The 13,510-nt window shown below is 72.1% G+C and carries 11 protein-coding genes; 4 read left to right on the top strand and 7 right to left on the bottom strand.

The genetic code is table 11. The annotated features are described in order from the left end of the window. Positions 1–205 precede the first annotated feature (205 nt). The 5 genes from PV343_RS16525 to PV343_RS16505 form a co-directional block, all read right to left on the bottom strand. Positions 206–805 (bottom strand): acyltransferase, encoded by a 600-nt coding sequence (locus PV343_RS16525; protein WP_319147665.1) that lies wholly within the window; start codon positions 803–805, stop codon positions 206–208. Next, positions 802–1,743, bottom strand: coding sequence for a dTDP-4-dehydrorhamnose reductase (rfbD, locus tag PV343_RS16520; protein WP_319147693.1), 942 nt, complete (start codon positions 1,741–1,743; stop codon positions 802–804). Before rfbD ends, PV343_RS16525 begins: the two co-directional genes overlap by 4 nt. A gap of 5 nt (positions 1,744–1,748) precedes the next feature. Further along, positions 1,749–2,738, bottom strand: a complete 990-nt coding sequence (rfbB, locus tag PV343_RS16515) for a dTDP-glucose 4,6-dehydratase (protein WP_319147664.1) — start codon at positions 2,736–2,738, stop codon at positions 1,749–1,751. Next, positions 2,735–3,802, bottom strand: coding sequence for a glucose-1-phosphate thymidylyltransferase (locus PV343_RS16510; protein ID WP_319147663.1), 1,068 nt, complete (start codon positions 3,800–3,802; stop codon positions 2,735–2,737). The genes rfbB and PV343_RS16510 overlap by 4 nt, the downstream gene beginning before the upstream one ends. Positions 3,803–4,018: 216 nt before the next feature. After that, the gene (locus tag PV343_RS16505) at positions 4,019–4,861 is read right to left on the bottom strand and encodes a MerR family transcriptional regulator (RefSeq protein ID WP_319147662.1); all 843 of its coding nucleotides are present in this window, start codon (positions 4,859–4,861) and stop codon (positions 4,019–4,021) included. A gap of 563 nt (positions 4,862–5,424) precedes the next feature. On the opposite strand from PV343_RS16505, the gene PV343_RS16500 reads away from it, so the two are divergent. Continuing rightward, positions 5,425–5,814 (top strand): hypothetical protein, encoded by a 390-nt coding sequence (locus tag PV343_RS16500; RefSeq protein WP_319147661.1) that lies wholly within the window; start codon positions 5,425–5,427, stop codon positions 5,812–5,814. A 122-nt stretch (positions 5,815–5,936) separates the two neighbouring features. Here PV343_RS16500 and PV343_RS16495 read toward each other — a convergent pair whose 3' ends face one another. Next, the gene (locus PV343_RS16495; protein WP_319147660.1) at positions 5,937–6,611 is read right to left on the bottom strand and encodes a histidine phosphatase family protein; all 675 of its coding nucleotides are present in this window, start codon (positions 6,609–6,611) and stop codon (positions 5,937–5,939) included. Positions 6,612–7,090: 479 nt separating this feature from the next. Here PV343_RS16495 and dacB point away from each other — a divergent pair, with 479 nt between their 5' ends. From dacB to PV343_RS16480, 3 genes are all read left to right on the top strand, one after another. After that, complete coding sequence (gene dacB / locus PV343_RS16490) at positions 7,091–8,806, top strand: D-alanyl-D-alanine carboxypeptidase/D-alanyl-D-alanine-endopeptidase (RefSeq protein ID WP_319147659.1); 1,716 nt, start codon at positions 7,091–7,093, stop codon at positions 8,804–8,806. A 146-nt stretch (positions 8,807–8,952) separates the two neighbouring features. Beyond that, positions 8,953–9,717 (top strand): TetR/AcrR family transcriptional regulator, encoded by a 765-nt coding sequence (locus tag PV343_RS16485; RefSeq protein ID WP_319147658.1) that lies wholly within the window; start codon positions 8,953–8,955, stop codon positions 9,715–9,717. Continuing rightward, positions 9,717–10,604, top strand: a complete 888-nt coding sequence (locus PV343_RS16480) for an alpha/beta hydrolase (RefSeq protein ID WP_319147657.1) — start codon at positions 9,717–9,719, stop codon at positions 10,602–10,604. The genes PV343_RS16485 and PV343_RS16480 overlap by 1 nt, the downstream gene beginning before the upstream one ends. 82 nt (positions 10,605–10,686) lie before the next feature. Here the strand turns inward: PV343_RS16480 and PV343_RS16475 are convergent, their stop codons facing one another. Beyond that, on the bottom strand, positions 10,687–13,353 hold the full coding sequence (locus PV343_RS16475) for an ABC transporter substrate-binding protein (RefSeq protein ID WP_319147656.1): 2,667 nt from the start codon (positions 13,351–13,353) through the stop codon (positions 10,687–10,689). Between the last annotated feature and the right edge of the window lie 157 nt (positions 13,354–13,510).

Here is a 13,510-nt window from a genome sequence, read left to right as displayed (position 1 = left end):
CGTGGCGCACATGGCCGACCGGCGTGAAGGCACAGCGGATGTCAGGCGACGGAGCGGTCGTCGCTCCCCGCGTCAGGCACAGGTCTTCCCCACCTGCGTAACCCCCCTGGGCACGTGTGTGTGCTCACTGTGCCTGGTCTGCACAGTTCGAACACATGTTATGCCTGCGGATGTTCGAGGTATGGCGTTTTGCGAGAATCAACTGTCATGCCCGCGGCACGAGTTCGCCGTCCTTCTCCTCGTACAGCTCACCCGTCTCGGGACACTCCCAGCCGCCCGGCTCGCGCTCGCGCTCGACCAGCCGCACCCCGGCCCGGCCGACCCAGCCGATCCGCCGCGCCGGCACGCCCGCCACGAGCGCGAAGTCCGGTACGTCCCGGGTCACCACGGCGCCCGCCGCGACCAGTGCCCAGCGGCCGACGCGCACCGGCGCCACACACACCGAACGGGCCCCCAGCGACGCCCCTTCGGCCACCACCACCGCCACGGCCTCCCAGTCGCCCCCGCGCTTGAGCCGGCCGTTCGGATCCACCGAGCGCGGGAAGTGGTCGTTGGTGAGCACCGCCGCCGGACCGACGAACACCCCGTCCCCCAGCACCGCGGGCTCGTACACCAGCGCGTGGTTCTGCAGCTTCACGTTGTCGCCGATCCGCACCCCCGGACCGACGTACGCCCCCCGGCCCACGATGCACCCGGCACCCAGCCGGGCGTCCTCCCGTATCTGGGCCAGATCCCAGACCGTCGTCCCCGCACCGATGGCGGCCGTCTCGTCGACCTGTGCGGTCGGCTGGATCCTGGTGCTCACGTGGCTGAACCCTTCCTCTCGTCGAGCAGAACCGGAAACGCCGCCTCCAGCGCCTCGCGCCACGGACGGATCGGCTCGATCCCGGCCCGGCGCCACCCCTCGTGCCCCAGGACGCTGTACGCGGGGCGCGGGGCGGGCCGTACGAAGGCGTCGCCGGTCGTCGGCCTGACCCGGCCGGGGTCCGCGCCGAGCAGCCGGAACACCTCACGGGCCAGACCGAACCAGGTCGTCTCCCCACCGCTGGTGCCGTGGTAGATCCCGCCCGGCGCGCCACCGGCCAGGGCGGCCTGCCCCAGCCGCACCAGCCGGTCCGCGAGATCCACCGTCCAGGTCGGCTGGCCACGCTGGTCGTCGACCACGTCGACCGTGTCCTTCGACGACTCCAGCCTGATCATCGTGTCGACGAAGTTCCCGCCCCCCGCCCCGTACAGCCAGGCCGTGCGTACGACGTACCCGGCGTCGGGGAGCGCGGCCAGCACCGCCCTCTCCCCGGCCAGTTTGGTGCGCCCGTACGCGCCCCGGGGTGCCGTCGGCGCGTCCTCGGCGTAGGGGGCCGTCCCGTCGCCGGCGAACACGTAGTCCGTCGAGACGTGGACCAGCCGGGCGCCCGACTCCGCGCACGCCTCGGCGAGCCGACCGGGCCCGTCACCGTTGACCCGCAGGGCCTCGGCCTCGTGCGCCTCCGCGTCGTCGACGGCCGTCCACGCGGCGCAGTTGACCACGATCCCGGGGCGGTGGACGGCCACCGCCTCCCGCACCGCGTCGGCGTCGGCTATGTCGAGCTCACCGCGGGCCAGCCCGGCGGCCCGCTCACCGCCTCGGCGCAGCCGGGCCAGGACGTCCTGCCCGAGCATGCCGCCGGCACCGGTGATCAGCCACGTGGTCGTCGTCGTTCCCTGTTCGTCGTCGCGAGCCGGCCGTGCGAACTCCGAGGGCATCCGCGTCACAGCGCCGCGCGCTCCTTGATCGGCTCCCACCAGTCGCGGTTCTCGCGGTACCAAGTGACCGTCTCGGCAAGGCCGGTGGCGAAATCCTTGCGGGGCTCGTAGCCCAGCTCAGTGCGCAGCTTGCCGCAGTCCACGGAGTAGCGGCGGTCGTGCCCCTTGCGGTCGGCGACGAACTCGACGCCGGAATCCCAGTCCGCGCCGCACGCCTCCAGCAGCAGGGACGTCAGCTCCCTGTTGGACAGCTCGGTCCCGCCCCCGATGTTGTACGCCTCGCCGGCCCGCCCCCCGGTGCGCACCAGTTCGAGGGCCTGGACGTGGTCGTCGATGTGCAGCCAGTCCCGCACATTGCCGCCGTCGCCGTACAGCGGGACCTTCCTGCCGTCCAGCAGGTTGGTGATGAACAGCGGGACGACCTTCTCGGGGAACTGGTGGTGGCCGTAGTTGTTGGAGCAGCGGGTCACCCGCACGTCCAGGCCGTGGGTGCGGTGGTACGCCAGCGCGATCAGGTCGCTGGACGCCTTGGAGGCGGCGTACGGGGAGTTGGGCGACAACGGGTCCGTCTCCGGCCAGGAGCCGGTGTCGATGGAGCCGTACACCTCGTCGGTGGAGACGTGCAGGAACGTCTTCGGTCGGTCCTGGCGCAGCGCCGCGTCCAGCAGCGTCTGCGTGCCCAGGACGTTGGTCCGGACGAACTCCCCGGCGCCCAGGATCGAGCGGTCCACGTGCGACTCGGCGGCGAAGTGCACGACCTGGTCGTGCCCGGCGAGCAGCTCGCCGACCAGCTCGCCGTCGCAGATGTCGCCCTTGACGAAGGCGAATCCGCGGTGGTCGCGGACCTCGTCGAGGTTGGCCGGATTGCCCGCGTAGGTGAGCTTGTCCAGCACCGTGACGGCCACGTCACCCGGGCCGGCCGGGCCCAGGAGCGTGCGGACGTAGTGGGAGCCGATGAATCCGGCACCGCCGGTCACCAGGATCTTTGTCGTCATGACGAGATCTGCACCTTGCTGTGGTCGCCGAGCACGAAACGGTGGGCAGCGGGCTTGCGGGGAGCGGGGGTGACCTCGACGCTGCGGCCGATGAGGGAGGCCTCCACCCGCCGGACGCCGCTCACCGAGGAGTCGCGCAGCACGATGGAGTACTCGATCTCGCTGTCCTCGATCCGGCAGTCCCCGGAGATCGAGGTGTAGGGGCCGATGTACGAGTCGGTGATGACCGTGTTCCCGCCGACGACCACCGGGCCGACGATCCGGCTGCCGGTCACCTTCGCGCCCGCCTCGATGCGTACCCGTCCGATGATCTCGCTGTCCCCGTCGACCGTGCCGTCGATCCGCCGCTCCAGGGATTCCAGCACCGAGCGGTTGACCTCCAGCATGTCCGTGACGTTCCCGGTGTCCTTCCAGTAGCCGGAGATCGTCGTGGAGCGCACGTCCCGCCCGGCGTCGATCAGCCACTGGATGGCGTGCGTGATCTCCAACTCCCCACGCCAGGAGGGCTCGATGGAGCGGACGGCCTCGTGCACGGCCGGGGTGAAGAGGTACACGCCGACCAGCGCCAGCTCGCTCTTGGGATGCCGGGGCTTCTCCTCCAGGCCGACGACCTGGCCCGCCGCGTCCAGCTCCGCCACCCCGAAGGCGGTGGGGTTCGGCACCTTCGTCAGCAGGATCTGGGCGTCGGGCCGCTCGGCGCGGAAGGCGTCCACCAGCCCGGCTATGCCGCCGACGATGAAGTTGTCGCCGAGGTACATCACGAAGTCGTCCTCGCCCAGGAACTCACGGGCGATCAGCACCGCGTGGGCCAGGCCCAGGGGAGCTTCCTGCGGGATGTAGGTGACGTCGAGACCGAACGCGGAACCGTCTCCGACCGCCTCCCGGATCTCCTCGGCCGTGTCCCCGACGATGATCCCGACCTCGGTGATGCCGGCCTCGGCGATCGCTTCCAGACCGTAGAACAGCACCGGCTTGTTGGCGACAGGTACAAGTTGTTTCGCCGAGGTATGGGTTATGGGGCGCAAACGGGTACCTGAGCCACCAGACAACAAAAGTGCCTTCATGGTCATCACCCTACTTACGTCGGACTTGTCGACGGGGCGATTCCGCATACTGTATGACCGGTTCGGCGTTGGAGAAGGCTCATTTCCTGATCGAGTCGTGTCGCCGAAGGAACACCGGCCGTTCAGATCTCCCCGCCCGGGACACCGAACAGCGGAACACCGCGGCGGGCAGGGTGGAGACGGAAGGCGGCAGGCTCCCCGCATAAGCCTGCCGGGTCAGGCCCGGGTCACCGGCACCTGTAGTTCGGTCACCCAGTCCTCGCGGTTCTCCGGGCACTCCAGATTGACCTCGCGGGGACGGCCGGTGGACCGGTAGCCGTGGGCGTCCACCCAGCGGGCCAGCGCCTGTGCCGTAGGAAGCACGGTGTCCATGGAACCGCGGTGCACGATGGTCGCCGCCTCGTCGAGCGCCGGCAGGTCCAGGACGCGCACGCCGTCGTCCGTCCCGTCCTCGCCTCCGTCCCGGAGAGGCGCGGCGACCTGCACGGCGGCATGGACGCTGATCCCTCCGCCGCCCTCCGGGGCGTCCTCGTAGTACGCGATGCCGGGCCCGTCGGGGGCGACGCCCGCCGAGCCGAGCCGCCGGAACAGCTCGTCGTAGAGCGGTCCGATGACCGGGCCGATGGCTTCGGGCGCGAAGCTCGCGGCGGTCGCGGTCAGCTCTGCCACCCGGACGGTGGGGACCTTCTTGATCACGACGTCGTTCGTGGGCATGTGCCCCTCGCTCTCGATCGCTCGGAGCCTCGCCTCGACCTGGACCAGCCGTGCTTCCGCCGCGGCCACCGCGGTCTCCAGTTCGGCCCGCCGCAGCCGCAGCATGCCGCGCAACTCCTCGGCGTCGACTCTCTCGTCCACGATGTCCTGGACCTGCCGGAGCGTGAATCCGAGATCCTTGAGCGCGATGATCCGGTTGAGACGGGCCAGTTGGGCGGCGGTGTAGCGGCGATAGCCGCTGGCGGGGTCGACGTGGGCCGGACGTAGCAGGCCGGTCGCGTCGTAGTGACGCAGCATCCGGACCGAGACGCGGCCGTGCCGGGCGAAGTCTCCGATGGTGAACATGATGTCTCCGACCTCACCGCCTGACACGGTGTGAGAGTCAAGCAAGCCTCGGCAGTCGCTCGCGAGGTCGCGAGAGGCGGCCTAGAGGTCGATGCGCCCGGTCGTCCTCCACTGCGGAGACCCTCTCGGTCCACACGGTGGATCGACCTCTCTGAGGATGCCGGGGATCGTGACGCGGATCAGTGCGCGGACAGTATGCACGGGGCCGGTCCGATCGTCTGATCGTGACCTGACCGGCTTAGTGGTCTGTTGCTCACTTTCGGGTGACCGGCCGGTTTGTGCGGCTCGGCGGAGGTCGGTGCGATTCGCCGTCTAACCAGGCAAGAAACGACATAAAGGGGTAGAAAAGTGCGCATTCATCTCATAGATGGTCATTGCAGGTGAGTGTCATGGAAATGTCTTCAATCGGTAATGTCCCTCGCGCGTCGTTCGGCAACGCCGGGACGCGGGTTGCAGGGTGTGGATGCGCGGCCGACCAGCCGCCACCCGAAACAACGCCCCTCAGGCGGCCGACACGCAGGACCGCGGCCGGCTGGGAGGCGCATCCCGTGAAAGGGGACCTGGTGTCCGTTTTTGCATCCGCTCGTCGCCTCGCCGTCGCCTTCGGCGTGGGTGCGGCCCTCGTCGGCGCGGCAGCCCTGCCCGCCGCTGCCGCCGACCACTCCGCGGCCCACCCGCACCCGGCCGGCTTCGTCCTCGGCGCGCCGCACAACTACCCCGGCCCGGGGGACCGTTCCTGGGGCGGCGACCACCGCCGCGACGACAACGGCTGGCGTCGCGTCGACCACAGGCACATGGGCGACCACCGTCGTGACGGCGGCTGGCGGCGCGACGACCACTGGCGCCACGGCGGCGGCTGGCACAACGGCCGCGGCTGGCACGACGGTCGCCGCTGGCACGACCGCGGCGACCGGTTCCGCGACCACGACCGTCGCGGCGGCCGCTGGCACTGATCCGCTGACGAGCTGATCCACGGCTCGCGGCCGACTCGAAGATGGGCCGGGCAGGTGATCCTGCCCGGCCCAGGGCCGTTGCCGGCGAGTGGCGCGGCTCCCGGCCGTCCTCGCGGCGGACGCTAGTGCAGATCGTGTCCCGGAAGGACCTGGTCGGTCCCCGACGTCCAGTCGGCCCGGCGCGGGCGGATGAGCGTCGCCGACTGCGAGAACACCTCTCGCCGACCCGGCTCACCGGCAAGGTGGCCGAGACGGACGTCCCAGGAGCCGTTTCGCCGGGTGAGGGAGACGGGGGAGAGGGACGGCACGCCGAGGTGCCAGAAGGCCCGTGCCGGTTCGGCGAGCGCGTGGATGAGTGCGGCCCGGACCACGGCCGCTTCGGCGAGGACCACCGTGTGGCCCGTGTCGGGCGCGGTGCCGTTCATCCAGTCCGCGGTACGGCGGCACAGCTCGCGTACGGACTCGCCTCCGTGGGGCGCGGCGTCCGGATCGGTGAGCCACGCCGTGAACCCGTCGGGGTCGGCCGCGGCGACGTCGTCGAGGGCGAGCCCCGTCCAGCTGCCGAGGTCGAGGTCGCGCAGCGCCGGCTCGGGCGCCGCCACCAGACCGAGGGCGTCGGCGGCCTGCGCACAGCGCCAAGAGGGCGCCCGCAGGGCCAGCTCGTGGCAGGGCGGCAGCGTCGTCCTCGTGGCGCCTGCCACGTGCAGACCGTGGGTGCTCAGGGGGGCGTCGTCGAACAGCGGACCCGTGGTGGCTCCACCGCCGGGCACGCACAGGAACGTCAGGCGGACCGTCATGGGATCGACCTCCTCCTCGGCGCAGCGTGACTCCGGATCGTGTGAGACGCCGCGATGTCTCCTGTGCTCCAGGTTCGGGGACGGCGGCCCCGCGGGGCATCCGTCAGATGTCCGGAACGACCCCGCCGACCGGCCGACGCGCCCCCGCCACCTGGCCGGGGACGGCCGCGCCCGAAGCCCTCGCCCGAAGCCCTCCGTGTTCGTGCCTCCTCCGCGCTCCACCCGTGTCCCTGCAGGCCCGCATCCCTACAGGCTCCCCTCGTATCGCTCCGGGTTTCGCCCGCCTGGGGGCTGGAAACCCGGCTGCGGCGATCAGCCGGACCGGATCGGCGACCGGACCAGCGATCCGCACCGCCGACGCCGGCGCCGGCGCGAAGCACCCGTATGCGTTGCCCGGCGCGCACGTCCCTCGAGCCTCCAGGACGCTGGTGGCCCGGAGACGGGTGGCTGCTCCCGTCCGCGGACAGGGAGGCCCGGGCATGGCGAGGTACGCGGGACACCGGCTGCCCGACGGCCCGCACGGCTTCGGTGCGCGAGGTGGCGCGCGGGCGGCCTGTCGCGAAGGTGCCCCCGGTGCGCGGTCCGCGTACGCCCGCACGCGCGCCCGGCGTGACACATGGCGCCGTGCGCCGGCCGCGTGGCTGTGCCTGTGCTCGCTCGCGCTGCTGACCGGCGCGTGCACCGGGGCCTCGGCCGAGACGGACGCGGACCGGATCGACCCGCGCATCCAGAAGATCATGGACAAGCCCGTCTACCGGCACGGACAGTTCGGTCTGCTGGTGGTCGACCCGGTCAGCGGCCGCACGGTCACCTCGCTGAACCCGGAGCGGCTGTTCGTGCCCGGCTCGACGACCAAGCTGTTCACCGTGTCGACCGCCTGGGACGTCTTCGGCGGCGACCACCGCATCACGACACCGGTGTACGCCCAGGGCCAGGTGCACGGCGACACCCTGGACGGCGGTCTGGTGCTGGTCGGCTCGGGAGACCTGACGATGGGCGGCCGCACCAAGCCGGACGGCACTCTCGACTACCGTCCCGTGGACCACACCTACGCCGACGCCCTGCCCGGGCACGCCACCCTGACCCCCGAGAACCCCCTCGCCGGACTCGACAGCCTGGCCGAACAGGTGCGCGCCCGCGGCATCCGGCACGTCACAGGGGACGTGAGCGTCGACGACCGCCTCTTCGCCCCCGACCCGGACCTCACCACGGACCCGACGCCGATCATCATCAACGACAACCTCATCGACATCCTGAGCACGCCCACCAAGCCCGGCCGGAAGGCGGCGTTCACCTGGCGCCCGCAGACCGCCAGGAACTCGGTCTCCTACGACGTCAGGACCGTCCCGGCGGGCAAGCCGACCGCCATCACGGCCACCACGGGCGCGGACGGTGTCATCAAGGTGACCGGCACACTGGCGGCCGACGCCCAGCCGTGGCTGGTCACAGCCCCGATCACGGCGCCTGCGCCGTTCGCCCGCACCGCCTTCATCGAGGCCCTGGAACGCGCGGGCGTCACCGTGGACGCCCCGGTGACCGGCCCCGCCCCCGCGCCCCCGGCCCGCACCCCGACCGGTGACCCGGTCGCGAAACTGGTCTCCGCGCCCTTCTCGCAGCAGGCGACGCTGATCCTCAAGGTCAGCCACAACCTGGGCGCCGACCTGCAGGTGTGCATGCTCGCCGTGCGGCGCGGCAGCAAGAACTGCGAGGACGGGTTCGCCGCCATCAAGGCGTTCAACACCAAGACCGGCGTCGACCCCGCCCAGGCCTCGCAGGCCGACGGCGAGGGCGGAGTTCCCGGCGACGCCTTCACGCCCCGGGCCTACATGCCGCTGCTGACGTACTGGACGACCACACCGCAGGCGGCGCGGTTCCGGGAGGCGCTGCCCGTCCTGGGCACGAGCGGGGACCTCGCCCTGTTCGGTACCCACAGCCCGGCCAAGGGCAAGGTCTTCGCGAAGACCGGGACCCGCGCCGTCGGTAACAGCCTCACCGGCCAGGCACTGGTCGACTCACGCGCCATGGCCGGCTACCTCGACGTCGGAGGGGGTCGCTACCAGCTGTTCGCCGTCGCCTTCAACGACGCCATGGCGGCGTCCGCCGACGCGATCCTGTCCATCGCCGCCGACATCGCCCAGATCAGCGCCCTCCTCCAGCAGGACGGCGCACGCGGCGCGAGCCCTTCCGGCTCCTGAGCGTCCCGGCCCGACCGACGGGCGGACGAGCGATCCTTGCTCATGCGTCCAGTGGACGCATAAAGTGCGTCCACCGGACGCAAGCACGGCACCTCTCCGGCGTCCGAACGGCAGGCCAGGACACGAACTGACGGACGGCGGACCGGATGAGCGCGCACGACCAGGAAGACACGCACGGCCAGGAGAACGCGCCGCCCCCCGACGCCGGCTCGCCCCCCGACGTGGGCTCGCCCGCCTGGTGGAGTGCCCGCTATGCCGCCCGGGCCCGTCGTCGGTCCCGGCCAGAAGGGCTCTCGCTGGAGGCGATCATGCGGGCCTCCCTCCGCATCGCCGACGAGGAGGGTCTCGACGCGCTCACGATGCGGACGGTGGCCGAACGCCTGGACGTCCGGCACACCTCGCTCTACCGGCACGTGCCGAGCCGCGAGGCCCTTCTCGTCGAACTGGTCGACCACATGCTGGGAGAGATCACCCTGCCCGAGCCGGGCCCGGACTGGCGGGCCGGTACCGAGGCGGGGGCACGGGAGTACCGGCGCGTCCTCCTCGCGCACCGCGCGCTCGTCCCGCTGCTCACCCGGGGGCAACTCCTCGGCCCCAACGCCCTCCTGGCCCGGGAACAGGGACTGCGGCTGCTGACCGGGGCGGGCTGGCCGGCCGAGAGCGCGGTGCGCATCTACCTCACCGTCACCCACTACGTGGTGGGCGCCGTGGTGCTGGACACCGGGGGAGCGGCCCGTACGCCCGCCCAACGCGCGGCGATGAGCGACCTGTTCGCCGCGCTGCCCGCCGGCAGGCACCCGCTCGTCACGGCCCACTCCGCGCTGCTCGGCGGCCCGGACGGCGACGACGAGTTCGATTTCGGTCTGCGCTGCCTCCTCGACGGCGTCGCCGCTACCCGGGAGGACCGCTGATGTCACGGACCGCCATGCCCTCCGGCGCGCGGTGGGCCGCCGGGGGAGACCGGATGCCCGCCCAGGGACGCTCGGGCGCGCACACGCTGTTCGTCCGCCAGGACGGCCCCGCCGCCGGTCCGCCCGTGACGCTCGTGCACGGCTTTCCCACCTCCTCCCACGACTGGTCGCTGATCGTGCCCCGGCTGGCTGCGCGCGGCCATCGCGTCACCACCCTCGACCTGCTCGGCTTCGGGTACAGCGACAAACCACGCGGACACGAGTACTCCGTGCTCGAACAGGCCGACCTGGTGGAGGACGTCTGGCGCCGCCTCGCCATCGGCGACACCGCCCTCGTCGCCCACGACTACGGGGTGAGCGTCGCCCAGGAACTGCTCGCGCGGGATCCCGGCCGGATCACCAGGACGGCCTGGCTGAACGGCGGCCTCTACCCCGATCTGCACCGGCCCCTCACCGTGCAGCGGCTCCTCCGCGGCCCGCTCGGCCCCGTGCTCGCCCGGGCCGTCACCGAGCGCGGCTTCCGTTCGTCCATGCGCCGGGTCCTGGGCCGGGCTGTACCGGACCAGGATCTGCACACCATGTGGGAGAGCGTCTCCCGGGACGGTGGCCGCCTGCCGGCGCCGCGGCTGCTGCGCTACATCGACGAGCGGCGTACCCACCGGGCTCGCTGGGTGCAGGTGCTGGAGGGGTACCGGGGCCCGACGCTGTTCGTGTGGGGGCCCGCCGACCCGATCAGCGGTGCCCATGTGCTGCCGCGCATCCGGGAGCGCATGCCGCACGCGACGGTGACGGAGCTCGCCGGGCCGCCCGCCGTCGGCCACTATCCGCAGGTCGAGGCCCCGGACGAGGTCGCAGAGGCACTCGAAGGGTTCCTCGGCACCGCCTGAACGACGCGCCCGGAACGGTACCCGGACGCCCCAGCCGGACGCCTCGGCCGAACTGCTCACCCGGACGCCTCGGCCTGACGCCTCAGCCGGACGCCGGGGCCGCGCCGTCCCTCGGGCAGGGGAAGGTGTCGGGAGGTGTGCCCCAGTCGGCCGGATTCTGCCGGTTCGGCAGGATCCCGCAGCTCAGCAGGGTTGCGGTGGTGCCGTCCGGCTGGGCGATCTCGCGGATGAACACCGCCTTGTCGGGCGGGTACTTGTCCTTGCCGTCCAGGCGGAGCACACCGGACGCCCCCGGGTACTGGGCCACGCCGTGGGCGGTGAGCCAGAGGTAGATGTCGTTGGGCTGGACGTCGCGGGACGCGGGCAGCAGGTTCTCGACGACCTTGGTGACGATGCCCACGGTGTCGAAGCCGCCCGCGGCGTCGGCGTCGGCGCTGCGGTGGCCGAAGACGGCGGCGAAGTCCCGGGTGAACTGCGCGTAGGGATCGCGGGAGTGCGTGGGCGCGTCGGCCGTCTCGTAGAGCAGCGTCATGTACGGGTACGCGTGCGCGGTGCGCACGGGGTGGAGCTGGAAGTCGATGGGGGCGCTCTCGGCGATCAGCGGAACGGTGGTGCCCTGCGGCGGCTGGCACTGGCCGCCCGCGTTCCGCATCGCGTTGAGGAGGCTGGGCAGGACGCCCGACCGGCCCAGGTACACGACGATGCCGTGGGTGGCCGCGACCCGGTTGCAGACGTCGGTGGCGATGTCGTCCGGAGTCGTCGCGCCGGGCTTCTCGCTGTAGGTGATCTCGTCGACGCCGCCGTGTCCCCGGTAGGCGGCGACGAAGAGGTTCTTCAGGTCCGTGCTGAAGTAGCTGTCGGTGGGGTCGTAGACGACGACGGCGTGCGGGGCGTCGCTGGTGAGCCCGCGGACCGCGGGGGAGTGACGGACGAAGTCGGCGAGGACGGGTGCGACCCGCGCGTCGGGCGCCGAGATCTGGAAGTAGCGCTGCGGTGAGTCGGGGCCGACCATGTTGCTGCCGGTCACCCCGTTGGCGATCACCGGGATTCCGGCCTGGTCGAGTTCCCGCACCGCGTTCAGCGACTCGGGGCGGCTCTGGGTGATGCCGATGACGGCGGCGATGTGGTCCTTGCGCTGCCGACTGATGATCATCTTGGTGACGTCCGGCGCCTTCGACGCCCCGGAGCGCCGGGAGCCGTACTGGAAGTACTGGCCGGTGTTGGCGATGAGCAGCCGGATCGGCATCTTGTTCTGCCGGACCTCGTTGTTGAGCCGGTGCTGCTGGGCGATGGCCCCGCGCAGGATCTGCAGGCCGATGGGCGGGTCGTCGTACACGCCCTTCTGCAGGCTCAAAGGCGCCAGGAAGACCAGCGTGCGGTACCGCCCGTCCGGGACGCCGGCGTTCTCCGCCGCGACCCGGCGCTCCAGGTCGCGCAGCTCCTCTCCGGGCTTGCCCGGCACGGCGAGATCGCACTGCGTGCCGTCGGTGACGCCCACCCGCTCGCCCGTGCCGACCGTGACGCACGACGGCGGGGCCGGCCGCGCGGCGGGCGTGGCCGGCCAGAGGTAGTGCGGGGCGAGGACGACGGCGGCGGTGGCCGTGGCCAGGACGGGCAGCGCGGCCGGGCGCAGCCAGTCCAGGAAGCGGTCCCTGCGGGCGCTGACCTCCGGGTGCGCCCCGATCTTCTTCTGTGCCGTGCCCTCCGTGTCGTCCTCGGCCGGGAGCGTGACCAGGCGTACGGGTTCGGCGCTGCCCTCCTTGAGGAAGGTGAACACCATGTCGGCGACGCCGTTGGGCCGGTCGGGCTCGGCGACCGGCGGGGCGGCGTAGTCCGGCGGGGTGCCCGCGCAGCCGGCCAGGACGAGCAGCGGCCGCGACGACTGGTCGGCGGCCAGTTCCTCGAACGTGTCGAGGAACGCCCGGCCGGGGCCCTCGACGTCGTCGATCTCCGGGACGAGGACGACGAACGACCAGCGGCGCCTGGCCCACAGGTGGCTCAGCCGGCTTCTGCCACGGGTGGCCCGGCGCAGGTCGGTGAGGAGCGCGCGCAGCAGGACACGGCGCACGCGAGGGTCCTCAGGGTCCGCGTCGCCGTCCTGGCAGAAGCCGAGCGCGGCGTCCAGGAAACCGGCCGTACCGCACTCGTCCGCGACCCACCGCAGACCCCAGTGGCGCAGGTGGAACCGGTAGCACCAGTTGGGGAAGCCGACGATCAGCGCGGCGACGAGCCCCTGCAGCCAGCCGGTCAGGAAGTGCCGGCCCAGGAACTCCGCGACGCGGGCGCCGGCCCGCAGCGTCTGCCGCCGGGTCAGCAGTTCCGCGTACAGCGCCTCGACGAGCGGCTGCTGTCGTGCCCGGACGTCGCCGCTGCCGCTCTCCGCGTCCAGCACCGTCCGGCAGGTGTGGAAGGCCGGCAGCCGCAGCCGTCCCGACGGCATGGTGAGCTGGAACCGCAGGGCGACGTGGTCGACGGCCGCCAGGAAGCCGCCGGGCAGGTCCGCGTCGTCGACGACGGCGTGCGGCACCTGGAAGCGCGGGCTCCCGCGATCCCGTGACAGCCGGTGCTTGTACTCGCGGACCACGAAGGCCGGTGCCCGCGTGTCACCGCCGTCCTGCCTGACGAGTACCAGGGCCGGGACCGTCTCAGCCCCCGACCGGTGCGCCGCGAAGGTGTCCAGTTGGCGTATGAGGCGGTCCGACCACTTCGGGTAACGCGGGACGGAGTCGGCCGGTGCGGAAGCGGGCATGCGTGTCCTCTCGGGACGACCGGGGAGACGGGAGAGGTCAACATGTCATGCGGCCCGGGCGGGAAATCGCGCGATATCCGTCACTGGCGCCTAATGAGTGATTCGGATCGCTTCGGGGCAGGCGATGGCTGAACCGTGCCGCGGGACGCCGGCCCCT

It is taken from the genome of Streptomyces sp. WI03-4A (assembly GCF_033792105.1).
Classification (GTDB): domain Bacteria; phylum Actinomycetota; class Actinomycetes; order Streptomycetales; family Streptomycetaceae; genus Streptomyces; species Streptomyces collinus_A.
The sequence above is the reverse complement of the archived record's forward strand: the minus strand, read 5'-3'. Positions and strand labels throughout refer to the sequence as shown.